The sequence below is a fragment of the Streptomyces sp. AC1-42W genome (assembly GCF_003248355.1).
Lineage (GTDB): Bacteria > Actinomycetota > Actinomycetes > Streptomycetales > Streptomycetaceae > Streptomyces.
On record NZ_QKWY01000001.1, the window covers coordinates 3,275,552 to 3,290,582 of the forward strand.

General features: G+C 69.3%; 12 protein-coding genes and 2 pseudogenes. 6 read left to right on the forward strand and 8 right to left on the reverse strand.

Features of this window, described 5'->3' with window-relative positions; translation table 11 throughout:
* Window positions 1–173 precede the first annotated feature (173 nt).
* The 3 genes and pseudogenes from DNK56_RS35975 to DNK56_RS15150 form a co-directional block, all read left to right on the forward strand.
* Window positions 174–458, forward strand: a pseudogene (locus tag DNK56_RS35975) (IS200/IS605 family accessory protein TnpB-related protein); the annotation flags it as partial.
* Between the two features lie 224 nt (window positions 459–682).
* Entirely contained in the window at window positions 683–1,879 is a 1,197-nt protein-coding gene (locus DNK56_RS15145) for an IS110 family transposase (RefSeq protein WP_111329880.1), read from the forward strand.
* Between the two features lie 15 nt (window positions 1,880–1,894).
* A pseudogene (locus tag DNK56_RS15150) lies at window positions 1,895–3,283 on the forward strand (IS200/IS605 family accessory protein TnpB-related protein); the annotation flags it as partial.
* A 260-nt stretch (window positions 3,284–3,543) separates the two neighbouring features.
* On the opposite strand, the gene DNK56_RS15155 reads toward DNK56_RS15150, so the two are convergent.
* Window positions 3,544–3,981: a transposase gene (locus tag DNK56_RS15155; RefSeq protein WP_111334281.1), complete on the reverse strand. Its 438-nt coding sequence runs from the start codon at window positions 3,979–3,981 to the stop codon at window positions 3,544–3,546.
* A 58-nt stretch (window positions 3,982–4,039) separates the two neighbouring features.
* Window positions 4,040–4,693 (reverse strand): hypothetical protein, encoded by a 654-nt coding sequence (locus tag DNK56_RS15160; RefSeq protein ID WP_111334283.1) that lies wholly within the window; start codon window positions 4,691–4,693, stop codon window positions 4,040–4,042.
* Window positions 4,694–4,725: 32 nt separating this feature from the next.
* Between DNK56_RS15160 and DNK56_RS15165 the strand changes: the two genes are divergently transcribed.
* A complete protein-coding gene (locus tag DNK56_RS15165; RefSeq protein ID WP_111334285.1) occupies window positions 4,726–5,007 on the forward strand; it encodes a hypothetical protein in 282 nt (93 codons plus the stop codon).
* 488 nt (window positions 5,008–5,495) lie between these two features.
* Here DNK56_RS15165 and DNK56_RS15170 read toward each other — a convergent pair whose 3' ends face one another.
* A complete protein-coding gene (locus DNK56_RS15170) occupies window positions 5,496–6,884 on the reverse strand; it encodes an IS1380 family transposase (protein ID WP_111334287.1) in 1,389 nt (462 codons plus the stop codon).
* A 125-nt stretch (window positions 6,885–7,009) separates the two neighbouring features.
* Here DNK56_RS15170 and DNK56_RS15175 point away from each other — a divergent pair, with 125 nt between their 5' ends.
* Complete coding sequence (locus DNK56_RS15175; protein ID WP_111334289.1) at window positions 7,010–7,702, forward strand: hypothetical protein; 693 nt, start codon at window positions 7,010–7,012, stop codon at window positions 7,700–7,702.
* A gap of 265 nt (window positions 7,703–7,967) precedes the next feature.
* Entirely contained in the window at window positions 7,968–8,858 is an 891-nt protein-coding gene (locus tag DNK56_RS15180) for a recombinase family protein (protein ID WP_241989881.1), read from the forward strand.
* 79 nt (window positions 8,859–8,937) lie between these two features.
* Here the strand turns inward: DNK56_RS15180 and DNK56_RS15185 are convergent, their stop codons facing one another.
* Genes DNK56_RS15185 through DNK56_RS15205 form a run of 5 tightly spaced genes read right to left on the reverse strand, consistent with a single transcriptional unit; the run spans window position 8,938 to window position 15,030 of the window.
* Window positions 8,938–9,666: a sulfotransferase family protein gene (locus DNK56_RS15185; RefSeq protein ID WP_274578624.1), complete on the reverse strand. Its 729-nt coding sequence runs from the start codon at window positions 9,664–9,666 to the stop codon at window positions 8,938–8,940.
* Window positions 9,663–12,149 (reverse strand): carbamoyltransferase N-terminal domain-containing protein, encoded by a 2,487-nt coding sequence (locus DNK56_RS15190; RefSeq protein WP_111334291.1) that lies wholly within the window; start codon window positions 12,147–12,149, stop codon window positions 9,663–9,665. Before DNK56_RS15190 ends, DNK56_RS15185 begins: the two co-directional genes overlap by 4 nt.
* A gap of 27 nt (window positions 12,150–12,176) precedes the next feature.
* A complete protein-coding gene (locus DNK56_RS15195; RefSeq protein ID WP_111334294.1) occupies window positions 12,177–13,025 on the reverse strand; it encodes a TauD/TfdA dioxygenase family protein in 849 nt (282 codons plus the stop codon).
* On the reverse strand, window positions 13,013–14,428 hold the full coding sequence (locus DNK56_RS15200; protein WP_111334296.1) for an ATP-grasp domain-containing protein: 1,416 nt from the start codon (window positions 14,426–14,428) through the stop codon (window positions 13,013–13,015). Before DNK56_RS15200 ends, DNK56_RS15195 begins: the two co-directional genes overlap by 13 nt.
* Entirely contained in the window at window positions 14,425–15,030 is a 606-nt protein-coding gene (locus DNK56_RS15205; RefSeq protein WP_111334298.1) for an HD domain-containing protein, read from the reverse strand. Before DNK56_RS15205 ends, DNK56_RS15200 begins: the two co-directional genes overlap by 4 nt.
* Window position 15,031: the final 1 nt, after the last annotated feature.

A 15,031-nucleotide genomic window follows, 5' to 3' on the forward strand; every position in this document is an offset into this window, starting at 1 on the left:
AAAGGGGGTTCTGAACTGCTGTGGGCTGAGCGCGTATGAGTGAGCTGTAGTGCTTGGGGGTGAGTGGTGGGGGTGTGGGGGGAATGCGGGTTCCGGGGTCGGATGGGTGACCTTGTGGGGGGTTGCTCGTTGTGCTGGGTGGTGTGGTGGCCGGTCGTGGGCGGGGTGTGTTGGTGGGCGATGTGCGGGAGGTGGCGGCGTCGTTCGTGGTGGCTGGGCCGTCGGGGGTGGCGGTGCGGGGCCGTCTCAAGCACCTCACCGGGCAGGACGAGCGGGTGCTGCGGGCTGTCGGCGCGTATCAGGGTGGGCTGGCGTCGTGGGATCTGAAGGCCCGGTGCGCGGATGGCTTGGACCACGATGCTGAGTCGTGGGCTGTGCGTAAGCGTGGGTTGACGGGGGTGTCGTCGTCGCGGATCGCGGGGGCGATCACGAAGGCGTCGCATGATCAGTGGGCTCTACCTTCTTGATCGGGTTGATCGAGCCATTCGTAGGGTTGGGTCGCCCAGGGGTGCTGGGTGTGGCTATCAGTGGGCTGCCGTTTCGTGGCTACCATCGCTTCGCCGCCCGGCGCCCCACGACGACTCGGCCGCCGATTAGGAAGTGCGAACAAGTCGCTGTGTAGAGCAATGCCGGCGAGGTCGTCCGTGGTACGAACAGCACGCACACGTACGTCAGGAGCACGATGAGCCGGATATGGGCGGGGATCGACAGTGGCAAGGGCCATCATCACGGCCTCGCGCTGGACGCCGGGGGCAAGACCCTGCTGTCGCGGCGGGTCGCCAACGATGAGCCCGAGCTGCTGAAGTTGATCGGTGACGTCCTCGACCTGGCCGACGGCCGCCAGGTGACCTGGGCCATCGATATGACCGGCGGGGAGCCCGCGCTGCTGCTGGCTCTGCTGATCAACCACGGCCAGGAAGTCCTTTACATCCCCGGCCGTCTGGTGAACCGGGCATCCGACGGCTACCGCGGCGAGGGCAAGACCGACGCCCGCGACGCCTACGTGATCGCCGACCAGGCCCGGATGCGTCGTGACCTGCGGCCCATCCGCCCCGGTGACGAAGCCGCCATCGAACTCAAGCTGCTGACCGGACGCCGTGCCGACCTGGTCGAAGACCGCACCCGCGTGGTGAACCGGCTGCGCGGCACCCTGCTGAGCATGTTCCCGGCCCTTGAGCGTGCCTTGGACGTGACCAACACCGGCCCGCTCAGGCTGCTGACGGGCTGCCAGGCTCCGGCCGCGATCCGCCGCGCCGGGACCGCGCGGCTGACCAAATGGCTGGCCAACCGCAAGGTCCGCAACGCAAGAGCCTTGGCCGAAACAGCAGTTGAGGCCGCCGAGCGACAGCACACCGCCGTCCCCGGGGAGAAGACCACCGCCAAGCTGGTCCACACCCTGGCCGAGGAGGTGATGGCCCTCAACGAGCAGATCTCCGAGATGGACAAGCTCATCGAGGGCCGGTTTCGCGAGCACGAACTCGCCGACATAGTCCAGAGCGTCCCGGGCATCGGCACCGTGCTCGGTGCCGAGTTCCTCGCCGCTATCGGCGGCAGCCTGGACGACTTCGGCTCCCCGGACGCCCTGGCGGCCTTCGCCGGCGTCGCCCCCGCCCCTCGCGACTCGGGCAAGGTCAGTGGCAACCTCCACCGGCCGCTCAATTACCACCGAAGACTCCAGCGCGTCTTCTACACCTCCGCGCTGGTCAGCGTCCGCTACGACCCGAACTCGCGGAAGTTCTACGACCGCAAACGCGCCGAGGGGAAGAAGCACGTCCAAGCCGTGCTCGCCCTCGCCCGCCGACGCGTCAACGTCCTGTGGGCCCTGATCCGTGACCGACGGTGCTATCAAGTCACACCCTCAGCGACTGCGGCCGTTTGACAACAGCATTAGGAAGCGCTGGCGAGGCGGTGCCTTGCCGCCCATATCCGCTCCTTGGAGGCCGGGATCAGGACCTTGCGGCACCGGTTGTCGCTCCCGGTCGGGTCGAAGGGCACGAGGCGTGCGGCGGGTGGCTACCGGTCCCGGGGTGAGTGGTTCCAGAAGTCCCGCCGTCTCAAAGCTTTGGAGGACCGGCACGCTGCCGCTGTCGCGGACTGGCGGTCGGGGCGGGTACGGGTCGTGCGTGGTGGGAAGCGTCTGTTGAACACGCGCCATCATCTCGCCGAGGCCGGGCTGAGCGAGGAGGAGTGGCGGGAGCGGTGGGAGGCGGAGCGGTGGTTCCTGGCGGCGGACGGCGAGTCGGGCAAGCGGTACGGGAACGAGACGATCCGCGTCACTCCGCAGGGCCGGGTCAGCATCAAGCTCCCCGCCCCCTTGGCTCACCTGGCCAACAGCAAGCATGGCCGCTACACCCTCACTTCCAGGGTCGCCTTCGCGCACTGGGGTGCGGAGTGGGCCGACCGTGTCGAGGGCAACCGTGCTGTGGCCTACCGAATCCACTACGACACCGGGCGGGGGCGCTGGTACGTGACCGCCTCCTGGCAACGACCGGTGGTGCAGACGGTCACGTTGGAGGCGGCCAGGGCCGGGGGTGTGATCGGGGTGGACACCAATGCCGATCACTTCGCCGCCTACCGCCTCGACCTCCATGGCAACCCGGTCGGCAACCCCCGCCGCTTCCCCTACGACCTCAGCGGATCGGCAGGGCATCGTGACGCGCAGGTCCGCCACGCGCTCACCCGCCTCCTGCACTGGGCCACACGGTCCGGCGTCACCGCGATCGCCATCGAGGACCTGGACTTCGGGGCGGAGAAGACGCAGGAGAAGCACGGGCGCAGGAAGCGTTTCCGGCAGTTGATCTCCGGCCTGCCGACCGGCAGGCTCAAGGCCCGCCTTGTCTCCATGGCGGCCGAACACGGTCTCGCGATCATCGCGGTCGACCCGGCCTACACCTCGATGTGGGGTGGGCAGCACTGGCAGAAGCCACTGACCACACCCCACCGCACAATGTCCCGTCACGATGCCGCCGGCATCGCGATCGGGCGACGCGCCCTCGGACACTCGATCCGGGATGGGGCATCCCCTGCTCGAACGAAGCTGAGAGCTTGGGGAAGGACGACACCGCCCCCGCACGACCGGAGTGATCGTGCGGGGCATCGGACCGTCCAGACCGCACCGGGTGCCCCAGGGCGTGAGGAACCCCGCCCCCGCGTCATCGGACCACGGACACGATCCGTGCCGCCGGACGCGACGAGAACGCGGGAAGCCAGGACACCCAAAACCGTTCGGGATGTCCGCAGCGAACAGGAATGGGTCCAGGACTCACTCCTGCTCACTGAATAGGAACGGTTCTCCTGCTGTATGTGTGGGTCATTCTGTCCGGTGTTGGCGGCCGGGGAGGGTGGGTTTGTTGCCGGCGAGGGTGTGAGCATGACGAGGGCGATGATGGCGTCGGCGGTGTGGAAGCCGAAGCCGCGGCGGATGATCAGGCGGGTCTTGGTGTTGGTGGATTCGACGAGGCCGTGGAACATGCCGGTGGTCAGGGCGACCTCGAGCCGACCGGTCACCGGCCAGCACGGCACCGGCACAGGAGTCGGAACGCTTCAGTCAGCCCGCGTAGAGGGCCTGGTCGATGCGGCGCCGGCGTTCCAGCAGGCGGGGGAAGAAGGTCGGCCCGCAGCTTGGGAATGGCCAGCTCCAGGTCCCCGGCGGTAGCGGGCCCGGCGGCTGTCGGTGACGGCGAGGGCCTGACGGATGGTGCCCTCGACGCCGGAGCGTAGGGCGTATGTGTCCTGCGAGTCCCGGCCTGTCTGTTCGGCGCGGGCGGTTCGCAGGGCCTCGGTCAGTGGGCGGGGGTTCAAGGTGAGCTGACGGAAGCCCCGGCGGCTGGTGGTGCACAACTCCCGGACCGGGCAGGGGCCGCAGGTCGGCTTGATGAAAGCGAGCACGATCATCGGACAACCGTGCTGGGTGTACGGGCTCGTGTCTACCCGGACGGGATTTCCACCCGCGAGCCTGGACCAGCTTTGAGGACCCGCCATGCTGCCGAGCGTACAGGTCCGGTCCCCGCCGCCCGCCGTGGGGGCCCGGGCCGGCGGATCAGCGCGTGGGCCACAGGCCGGGGTAGAACCGCGGGCACAGGCAGTGCGGGCTGTCTTCCGGGGGGTCGATCAGGCAATCCCCGAGACCCTGGGCGCCGAGCAGCGGCTCGACCGCCTCCGCCGCCGCGACCTGCGCCTCGGTGACCTCGTAGGCGTCGAAGAGTCGGAGTTCTAGCTGCCCGGCGCGCGCGTGGACCCACACCCTCTGGCCGGCGACACGCACCCAACCCGGTTGCGCCAGGTGCGGGAAGGCGGTGATCCGATCGGGGAAGGCGCGGAACCGGGCGGCGGAGTAGGATACTCCGGGGACCGGCCGGGGGGCGTCCTCAGGCACGTGCACCGGGCGGATGCCGAGTACGCCGAGGGCCGCCACCAGGTCGGCCTCGGTCCCGATCCGGATCGCCACCCGCAGATCGTCCCCGTCGTCGATGTGCCCGCCGTGGGCGCGGCAGTACCGGAACAGGTCCGATCGCCGTGCCCACCCGGCCAGTTCGTCCCTGGAGTGGCGCTCGTACAGCCAGTTCTCCCAGTGCGGGGCGTAGACACGCCCGGCCCACCCCTTGCCGTAACGTTCACGGCTCCACGTCTCGGCGTACGCCTCACGCGCCGCCGCCGTACTGCCACGGCCCCGACCGGCCTCCTGATCCGTCACGTCCCGTCACCTCTTCTGGGCATGATAGCGGCGTGCTGGTCGCGCAACGCGGCTCAGGCGGCCTGCTGTTCGGGGGCGCGGCGGGGGGATTCGGTCTCGCGCACGGCATCGGCGCCGGCTTGGCGCTGTTGTCCCTGGCCGTGCTCGGCGAGCAGAAGGTCCCCGGGGCACACGAGGCGATCGCCCGCATCTGCGCATGGACCGACCAGTGGCAGCAGGGCGACAACAACTCGCCCTGGTGGCCCGGATTCATCACCCCGTGCCCGGTCCGCGCCCGCAGCGTCGACGCCTCCCTGCGGCCGTGGCCTTCCTGATGCTACGGCGTCGCCGGGACCGCCCGCGCCCAGCAGTTGGCCGCACGGGCGCTCGGCGACAGCAGCCGTCAGCAGACCGCCGAGCGCGGCCTGCTTTGCGTTCTCCGCGACCCCGCCCAGCCGCCCCCGCAAGCCGCACAGGATGACCCACATCCATGCCCGGAGAGCCGAAGAAGGCAGCTGGTCCGTTGGGGCGGGGGCGGTGCGTATCCTGGACGCTCTTGGACTGTGTGGAGCGGGGAGCGGCGTGAAGCATCAGCAAGTACTGGACAAGCTGGCTGCAGGGGGGCATGTCCGGGCTCTGGACGAGGACGTTGCACGCTGGGCGCACTTTCAGCCTCGATCCACCGCGTGAATTCTGATCTTCGGTATCGGGCGGGCTCGGGGTGATCTTTCGGGGTGCGGGCAGCGCGATGGGCCGGGTGGCCGTCCGGTGCGGGGTCTCCGAGGTTCTTCCAGGTCGTGGGCGGTCAGGTCGAGCGTGTGGTTCAGGTGAGCATGCGCTGGCCGGTGGCTGTCCACAGGTCGGTGAAGTCGTCGGCCCGGCGCCAGCGTTCGGGCAGGTGGAGGGTGACGCGGCGGGCGCCGGTGGCGATCCGGGCGGGGATGTTGATCAGGTGGCGTCGGATGGTGCCGGTCCTCGCCCTGGCGTGGAAGGCGGAGGCGAGGTGGCCGCTGGCGCGGGTGAGGTTGTAGGCGGTGGCTGCGAGGGTGAGCCAGGCGGCGTTCGCGGTGAACTTCCCCGACGGCAGGTGGGCGAGCGCGGAGTTTTCCAGGTCGGCGAAGACCTGCTCGATGACGGCGTGTTCGCGGTGCATGGGTTCGGCCTGGGCCAGGACGAAGGGGCTGTCGGTGAAGATGACGTGGTGACGCCAGACGCCGAAGAGCTGGGCCTGCCCCTCGGGCACGCTCTTGGGGTTCAGGCGCTTCACCCGGCGCACGATCAGCCGGGCGGTGGTGTGGAACGCCTTCTTCTTGCTGGTGAACGCGGTGAAGGGGACCTCGGCGATCTCCGCGTCGGAGATCCAGCGTTCCTCGTCGGCGTCCCAGACGGCGGCGGCGTACTTGATCGGTGTCCAGGCGTCCTCGGGAACGGTGGCGATGGCCTCGCGGATCTTCTTCCTGACCGCGACCGCGAGCGAGAACCGTGCGCCGGCCTTGCGGCAGACGTCGACGACCTTGTGGGAGAAGTACGCGGAGTCGGCGCGGACGATGATCTGTGCGGTGATGCCCATCGCCCGCACCACCGCAAGGGCCTCGCGCAGCAGACTTGCCGCACCCTTGCCGGAACCCGCCGAGCCCTTGCGCAGCCTGGTGGCCACGATCACCGGCGCGCAGGTGCCCGTCTTGACGGTGACGATCTGGAAGTGCAGGCCGCGCTGTTTGGTGTAGCCGAAGGAGGCGCCCTGCTTGGCCGGGCCGTAGACCTGCTTGACCTTGGAGTCGATGTCGACGAACACCACCTCGTCCGCGGTGGGGACCAGGCCGGTGTGCGCGGCGAGATTGCACGTGAACGCCCGGGCGGCGGACTCCAGTTGGCGTACGTGCCCCCAGGTGAACGCGCGCAGGAACGTGCCCAGCGTGGACGGGGCACGCACCCCGCCGAACAACCGGGCCAGCCCACCATGACGCAGCACATCCAGGTCATCGATGCTGTCCGCCCCGGCCACCATCCCGCCCACGATCGACAGCGCCTTCGCGTCGGCGGCCGTCCCGGCACCGTTCTTGGCGCCGGTGAGCTTCACCTTCTCGGCCACCAGGGCGGGCAGGCCGCACCGCTCGGCCAGCCGGATCGTGGGGATGAGCCCGGCATGCGCGATCAGGTCGGGGTCGTCGAACGCGGCGAACAGCGCCGCCGGACTGTGGAAGACTTTCACTTACGAGGTGCCTTGCTTCGTGGGACTGATGAGAGCCTAGGAACTCCCATCATCCCAGGTCAGCAGGCACCTCTTCTTATTTCCTCGTCCACAGACCCACTATCGCGCGGTGGATCCAGGTTCAGATGCTGGCCCCGCCGGCAACGCACGAGGAACTCGCCCGCCAGGTGATCACCCCCGTGCTCGCCCGTTGGAGTTGCCTGCTCAACTGCGACGACGTGCGTCCCTCAGCGAAGAACATGGTCCGGGTAGCGCTCGCCACGGTGTTGCACAAGTACGGCTTCCACGACGAGGACGTCACCGCGCAGGCGATCAGGGCGGTCGACGACCTCAATCGTGATGTCGTGCTCTCCGATGCCTTTGAAAGGCAGTCGGAGGACATCAAGAAGTTCCTCTCCACGGCACCCACGCCGCTGGCACGTAAGCCGATCACTCCCCGCTCCCTCACGTTCCTGCGTGCGGGTGACGTTCTTTCCATCGAGTTCGGCGGGCGTTTCCACGCCGCCTACGTGTGGAAGATATGGGGCTGCAACGAGGAGCCCGAGATCGAGTTCTACGAGGGCACGTTCAGCCAGCCGCCCACCATGGCCGATCTGTCGGGCCGCGAGGCCGCGCGGCCCGCAGCCCGCGCCCGATTCCGCGTCACCGGCCTCACCTATCTGCCCGACCCGGCCCACCAGGTCAGAGCCGTTGCGGCGGCACACGTGGACGGGCCGCGAGGTGGGGAACCCATCCCTGGCCGGGGCCTGCATACGGTGACAGATGTGATGGCCCTCCAACAGGATATGGTGAACCTGTTCGGGCCGGTTGCCGTATGACAAGCACCGGGAGCAACGGCCGGAGCCACATCGGGCGCACCCTTCGAATCCCGAGACGACGATAGAAGCTATGGATCATCTCGCCACTTTGCAACGGTATTTCCGCCCGACGGGCCGTCAGCGGAAGATGTCAATCCAGCCGATAGAGCACACAAGCCGCGTTTCATAGGTGACCACATATGAATCACCGTCCCCGCCGCCGGTGGCGCTGGACTTTCCATGTTTCATGGGTTGTTGCAAACGACTGGATGCCTGAAACACCCTCATGAACCGATTCCGGATCATGAGCGACGACTTCAAGCGCGTCGAAGCGCACACCTGCCCGATGTCGACCTGCGCCGTCCCGCCGGGCTCGCCCTGCCACACCGGTAGGGGCAAGGTCGCCGTCCAATACCACACCGCCCGCTTCCGCCTTGTGCCCCAGCTCGCCAAGGTGCTGAACGTGCCGACTCCTGCGGTGCGCAAGCCCGGCTCGGCCTGGACCGAGCTGCCTCGGCCGGTGGACACCGGCGCCGAGCCAGTCGGCCACGTACGCCTGGGGTACCGCCGCGCGTTCACAGCCCGGCAGTCTCTGGACGCGCAGTTCGACGCCATGGCGGAGTCGGAGGTGAACCGTGTCTTCGCGGATAAGATCTCGGCCCGCGCTGCCAAACGTCCCGAGCTGGAGGCCGCCGTGACGCTCGCCGGGGAGATCCGTTCCTCCGGCGTCCGCGTGACCCTCGTCGTCCACGAGCACAAGCGGCTCGGCCGCGGCATCGAACTGGCCGTGCTCGCCGAGGAACTCAAGGCGTGCGATGTCGGGCTGGCATTCCTCACCGGAGAACTCCAGGGCTCGCACGACCCCTCCGGCATCGTCCTCACCGTGCTGGCAGCCATGTCCGGCATGGAACGCGGGTACATCCGCGACCGCACCCTCGAAGGCCACGAGTCCGCCCGCAAACGCGGCAAGACCATCGGCGGCGCCGGCGTCGTCGACGACGCCATGCACTCCATGGCCCTCCACCTGCGCGAGCAGGAGATGAGCCTGCGCGGCATCGCCGCCCGGCTCGTCATCACCGCCGGCGGGAAGAAGGGACAACACCCGACTCCGAGGATTCGGCACTCTGTGGAGTGGGCGCCCGGTGGGGTTCGGGACGTCGCCCGCGATTGGAAGTGATCATGATGCCATTTGGTGGGACTGAGTGAGCTCACCGCGCGGCACCTGCCACGGACCGTGGCTCCGGTTCGGAGGCTGGTCAGTATCCCCAGACTGCGCACAGGGTTCTCAGGTCCTCATCGATGTCCGCCTCGTCGGGCAGCGGCCGCGACGGTTGGATGCGGCCGGAGTGGATGCGCTCGCTCCAGTCGCCGATGACGGGGATGAAGGGGCCGTGGTTCTGGCGTCCGTAGTCCAGCATCCGGGGTTCCCACTGGAGGCCGAGGTGCTTGCAGAGCTCCTCTGTCACGTCTTCGGGATGTGCCGTCAGGTCCTCGTATCGCACGGTCGGGCCGGGCAGTTCGGCCCGTGCCTGTTCCAGGAGGGTGGCGGAGGCGGTGACGACGGAGGTGGGGTTGTCGTATCCCGCCGCCTGGAGGGAGGCGGCGATGTGTGCCGGGTGCCGGATGAGGAAGATGTAGCGTGCTTCGGGCCAGCAGGTGGCGATGTCCTTCCAGATTCTGACGTTGCTGGGGGTCTTCTCGACCAGGACGCTCTTGCCGCTGCGGGACAGTTCTCGGTGGAGCCAGCGGTCCCACGTCAGGAATCTGAGTTCCTGCGGATCCAGGCCGGCGACCTGCAGGGCCAGGTCCGCACTGGCGCCTGTGCTGACGTGTACTTGTCCCAGGTGGAGTTCGTGGGGCGCGTGCACGGCCGAGTGGCTGCCGAGGACGCACCGCAGCAGGGTGGATCCCGACCGCATCGTCGACAGCAGAAACACCGGTGACGGCACGAGCCGTTGTGCCGTACCTCCGTGCGCCTGGCTCACCCCCGCCCCCAGGTGACCCAGCCCATCACGGTGAAGGACAGTTCGCCGCCCTCGGCGTGGGGGGTGAGGAGTTCGTGGAATCGGCTGCGGAAGACGCGGGTACGTTCGGGGCCGAGGTCCTCGGTCCGGAACGCTTCCATGGAGTGGAAGGAGGTGATGTAGTCGTCCACGCTCTGGCGGACTGTCACACCCTCGGTCAACCGTTCGTCGATGCGCCGGAACAGACCTTGGCGCTGGACCTGTTCGACGATGTCCGCGCGCGGTCGCGAGCGGGCGTAGCCGGAGAGGAACTGTCGCTCGGCCGCGCGCCAGGGCACGATCCTTCGGCTTCTGACGACGGCGAGGACACCTCCTGGGCTGAGCCAGGACCACAGCCGGGGCAGCAGGCTCTCGCAGTCCATCCAGTGGAGGGACTTCGCGGCAACGACCAGGCCGTAAGTGACGGTGGGGGTGAACTCCTCCGCGGTGCGGCAGTGCCAGCTGATCGCCGGGTGATCGCCGCCGGGTGCGCTGCGGCCTGCCGCGATCATCGCAGGGGAGGGGTCGACCGCGTCGACGTTGTCGACCTTCGGCGCGAGCCTGCGGGCCAGCGTGCCCGGACCGCTCCCGAGGTCGAGTACGCGACGGGGCTCCCCGCCGAGAAGCTCCAGCAGGATGTCGTCGACCGCTGCGGGGTAGGGGACTCGCCTGGCGTACGCGTCGGCGACGCTCGTGCTGCGGAACGTTCCGGCGAGTGTCTCCCGGTCCTCGGACAGCCCGTTGCCGGGTGTCCCGTCCTCGACGGGTCGGCGGAGGTAGAGGGTGCTCTGGCTCCACACCGCGTCGAGCTGGTCCCAGGCGATGGCGGAGGCGACATCGGGGAAGAAGCCCCGGCCGTTGTGGTTGGCGCTGGTGTTGCACAGCACCGGGATGCCGCTCAGCCGGTGGTATTCGCGCAGCACGGTTTCCAGGACGGGGTCGTCGTCGCGGCTCACGGTCTGCAGACGGGCGGTTCCGTCGACGTGCAGGATCGCCGGGATACGGTCGGCCCACGCGTCGCGGACCGTGTGGTCGAAGAGCATATGAGGGTCGGGGGTGCCAGGGTCGAAGATCTCTGGTGCGTGTTCGGTGAGACATATGGGGGCGACCGGCCGGAACGGCTCCCGCTGTTTGACGCGGTTGAGGAGGTCCTTCATCGCCGCGTCGGTCGCCGGGGCGAGGATGCTGCGGCCGCCGAGCGCGCGGGGCCCCAGTTCGGCCCTGCCGTTCAGTACGACGACGGGCCGGCCCGTGCGATGCAGGTGGCGGGCGAGCTCTTCCGGGGAGCACGGTGATGCCTGCCAGCCCGCCGGTGCTTCGGGAGCCGGGCCGGTCTCCGGGCCCAGCCGGGTGTGCCAGCCGACCGGCCTGATCCCTGAGCGGGCGATGAGGTGCGCCGCGGCGGTGCCGATGGCCGAGCCGGAGTCGTTGGGAAACGGCGGTACCCACATGGCCCGGATCATCGGGTGTGCCCGCAGCGCACTGTTCCACTTGATGTTCAGGGCGCAGCCGCCGACGAAGCAGAGGTTCCAGGGGCCGGCTCCCTTCCACTCCCAGATCCTCGTGGTGAGGCGGTCCAGCAGTAGGTCCTGGAGGAACTGGTGCACCGAGGCGAGGACGTCCACGTCAAGGGCGCCCGTGCCGTCCAGCCGTTCGCGCACCTCCCGGTAGAACGCGTGCAGGTGGCGCAGGGAGGGGTCGAAGGGGATGCCCCAGCCTCCTACTTCGGCGCGGTAGTCCTCGGCGGTCCGGGTCTCGCCCTCGAACCGCTGGCGGAAGACGTCGGCGAGGACGGCGGTGATCTCGGGCCGGGGCTGTCCGAGCCCGATGTAGGCCATGAGCTTTCCGGCCACCGAGAGGTCGACGACCCTGCGCGGTTCGTCCTTCCTGCGGTACGGGCCGAAGTGATGGGCGGCGGTCGCGTAGAAGCCGCCGACGACCGGGAAGATCTCGCCGCCGTTCTCGATGCCCTTGCCCGGGTCGACGTGGTAGAGGCGGGGGAACATGCCGCCGTCCCATACGAGGACGAAGGACGGCTCCCCGTCGACGGCGAAGGGGCTGGTGCAGTACGCGGCTGCGAGATGCCCGGTGGCATGGGTGTAGCTGGTGTACGCCCGGTCCTCGCTCCCGATGGAGAACACGCCGCGGTGCCCCGGCCGCAGCAGGCTGTCCTCCGGGCCGCTCTCGCGGTAGGGAGCCACTGGCAGTTCGACCGGTTCGCCGAAGTTGGCCAGGGTGATGCTGCCGGATTCCCGGCCGTTCCAGCCGTCGATCACCCACTCGTCGACGTCCGTGAGCTTGTAGCCGAAGTCGGACAGCAGCCGGGGGACGATCCGCAGGTCGGTGACCGTGCTGTAGCGGGGGTTGTTGCCGAGCTTCTCCATCTCGACGCTGAAGACGACAGCGCCGTCGTCGAGCAGCGCCACCGAGCCGTCGTGCGTGAGCTTCAGACCACAAATGATCACGGAGGTGTTTTCCCTTTCGGTGGACGGTCAGGTCTGACGAACGGGCGCCTTGGCGGGGAGCGGACGGCCGCCTGTCGTGGTGCTGCGGTGCAGAACCCGTCGCTGTCCCGGTGCGAGGGCGGTCGCCCGGTGCAGGACCAGGGCGTTGTCCCAGATCACCACATCACCGGGAAGCCACCGGTGGCGGTAGACCCGGCATTCGGCCGCCGCGTGCGCGTGCAACGCCTCGACGGATATGCCGACAGGTCTGCCCTCCGCGTCCTCGATCCGGTCCAGGCACAGTTCGTTGACATACAGGGCGGCGCGGCCGGTTTCGGGGTGGGCGCGGACGACGGGGTGCAGCACGGGCGGGAACCGCTCCTCGTACCGCTGCTCCAGGTCCGTGCCGTGGGCCTGCGCACGCAGGGATGCCAGCCGGTCGTAACGGTGTAAGCCGAAGGCGCCGTCGAGCGGTCCCTTCCAGGAGGGCGGCAGCGCGGCGTACGCGGCGGCCATGTCCGCGAACAGGGTGTCGCCGGTGTCACTCGGAAGATGGTGGCCGTGCAGCATGGTGTGGCGGGTGGGAGTGGCCTGGAAGGAGCGGTCGGAGTGCCACAGGTCGGCTCCCACCGCACGGGTGCGCCCGTCGCTGCTGATGAGCTGGACCTGTGGATGGTCGGGATGACGGTTGAGGATGTCCCACACCGGTTCGGGCTCGCCGATCAGCCGGGTCAGCGCGATCTGCTCGCCAGGTGTCGGAGACAGATCGCGCAGCACGACCACTCCGTAGTCCCGCACCGCCCGGCGTACCGCCCAGGCGTCTTCTCCTGTGTGCGGACGGCTGCTCAGGCCGGTGACCTCGGCTACGAAGCCGTTGAGCTCCCTTATGGCCGGCATGCTCGGTTCTTTCCTTCCAGGTGGACCGGTGTCGTATCGGCCGTGGCGGGCTGTTCGGCGTCGGCTGTCTGTCGCGGGCGGAAGCCGGCGCGTACCCGGGCGACCGCGTTCCGCAGGCGGGGGAGGGAGTCGCTTTCCAGATGGAGTTGTACGAGCCAGTGCGACTGTTCGTGCCCGTGTGCCGAGACGGGCCAGCCGTGCGGGCGTTCCCGGAAGCCGGCCACGCGGATGCCGGGGCCGAGAAGGCCGGCGAGCGGTTCCAGCCCCGCGTACGCGGGCGAGGGGCCGCCACGCCGGCGGTCCGGCAGCCGTCGCAGGTACTCGCTGGGATACAGGTGGACGGTGGCCGCCGCGCGGGACGGGACCCGTTCCGTTGAGAGAGGTTGCACGGTGTCCTGACCGTGCAGCAGCGCGTCGGCGAGCGCACCCCCGAGGTCGGTGGCGTAGGCGTGGTCGCACTGCGCCACGATGGTGCGCCCCGGGAAACGTGCCGCGACCTCGATCACCGCGCAGGTGCCGTCGGGCATGAGCTTGAGCTCCACATGCGTGGCACAGGTGGACAGCTCCAGCGCGGCCACGGTACGTCGTGCCGCGTCCAGTACCCGTTGCTGCGCTGCGGGGGGCAGCGATGTCGGGGACAGGTGGCCGCTCTGGGTGAACGGTGGCACCTTGGGAGTGACGTCGGTGATGGCGGTGGGAGTGTAGCGCCCTTCGACGACGATTCCCTCGACGCACACCTGGTCGCTCAGCCCGGCGCACTCGTACCATGCCGACGCGTCGCCCACCAGCAGTTCCTCGACGAGGAAGTCCTCACGGCCGGCGGCGATCGCGTCGAAGCCGCCGAAGGAGTCGAGGGCCTCGCGGTAGGCACGGGCCGCGTCCTGGGGCCGCGTGACCGGCTGGATGCCGACCGCGGACATGCCGCGGCGTGGTTTGAGGAGCAGCGGCCCGCCGAAATCGGAGAGTGCTGCCACGATGTCGTCCGGCCCGGTGACAGCACGGTGGCGGGGGGAGACGAATCCCGCACGCCGCAAGGCATCGCGCATCAGCAGCTTGTCCCGGGCCTGTGCGGCTCCCATGGAAGAGGCTCCGCGCAGCCCGAGTTCCTGCGCCGCACGCGCCACGGCCAGCGCGTAGGGCTCACTCGCGGTGCTCAGCGCGTCGGCGCCGTACGCCCGCGCCGCCCGGGCGATGGGTGGATGGTCCTCCGGACCCCGTCGGTGCGCCGGCGGCGTCTCATCACCAACTACCGGCACGCCCAGCTCGTCGAGGTACGCGCGGTCGGCGGCGCTGATCCGTTCCGGACGCGGCAGGTACACGGCGGTACGGGCACGGGCCAGCCAGCAAGGCAGCAGATGACGAAGGGGCGGGCCCCCGTGGTCGTGGACGATCAGGGCCCTCATGGGCGGGGGGTCCTCTCGCCGGCCGGGTAGTAGTAGAACGCGCGTTCCTGGGGAGCCCAGGGGAAGTGGGCCGCGCGCATCACGTCGTAGGTGCCCCAGTCCGCCCAGTGCACCAGCGCCGACTCGGGCGTGCGCACGGTGGATTCCCCTTCGACGGAGTGCGTCGCGATGATGTGCACGACGCTCTCGTCCATACCCATGTCGGCGGCCAGGCGGGCGCCGACGAAGGGATGGCGCAGCAGAAGCGGGCCGCGCAGTGCCGGTCCCTGGTCGGTGGGGTGGAGCATGGCGAACAGGCCGACGTCGTGGAGCAGGGCACCGGTGAGCACGTGGTCGACGTTCACCCGGGCGTCGACGATCTCGTTGCAGTGCTCTGCCATGCCGGCCGCGGCTGCCGCCACCAGCCGCAGGTGTTGTATCAGGGTCACGCCGTCGCGGACCACCGGTGGGCCGCCCGCGGCGGTCTCCTCGACGTAGGCAAGGCGGTCCGGATGCTGCCATCCGCCGCGCCCGGCGGCTTCGGTGAGTACTTCGACGGCGAGTTTGCGCAGGGCGGGGTCGGTGATGCGGTGGAGCTCGGGCATCCAGTCGGTCCAGGTCACG

What these genes read in the sequence shown, in the direction of transcription:
- DNK56_RS15145 (WP_111329880.1), top strand. Translation starts at nt 683, where the DNA reads ATGAGCCGGATATGGGCGGGGATCGACAGTGGCAAGGGCCATCATCAC.
- DNK56_RS15155 (WP_111334281.1), bottom strand. Translation starts at nt 3,981, where the DNA reads ATGGCGGGTCCTCAAAGCTGGTCCAGGCTCGCGGGTGGAAATCCCGTC.
- DNK56_RS15175 (WP_111334289.1), top strand. Translation starts at nt 7,010, where the DNA reads ATGCTGGCCCCGCCGGCAACGCACGAGGAACTCGCCCGCCAGGTGATC.
- DNK56_RS15180 (WP_241989881.1), top strand. Translation starts at nt 7,968, where the DNA reads ATGAACCGATTCCGGATCATGAGCGACGACTTCAAGCGCGTCGAAGCG.
- DNK56_RS15195 (WP_111334294.1), bottom strand. Translation starts at nt 13,025, where the DNA reads ATGCCGGCCATAAGGGAGCTCAACGGCTTCGTAGCCGAGGTCACCGGC.
- DNK56_RS15200 (WP_111334296.1), bottom strand. Translation starts at nt 14,428, where the DNA reads ATGAGGGCCCTGATCGTCCACGACCACGGGGGCCCGCCCCTTCGTCAT.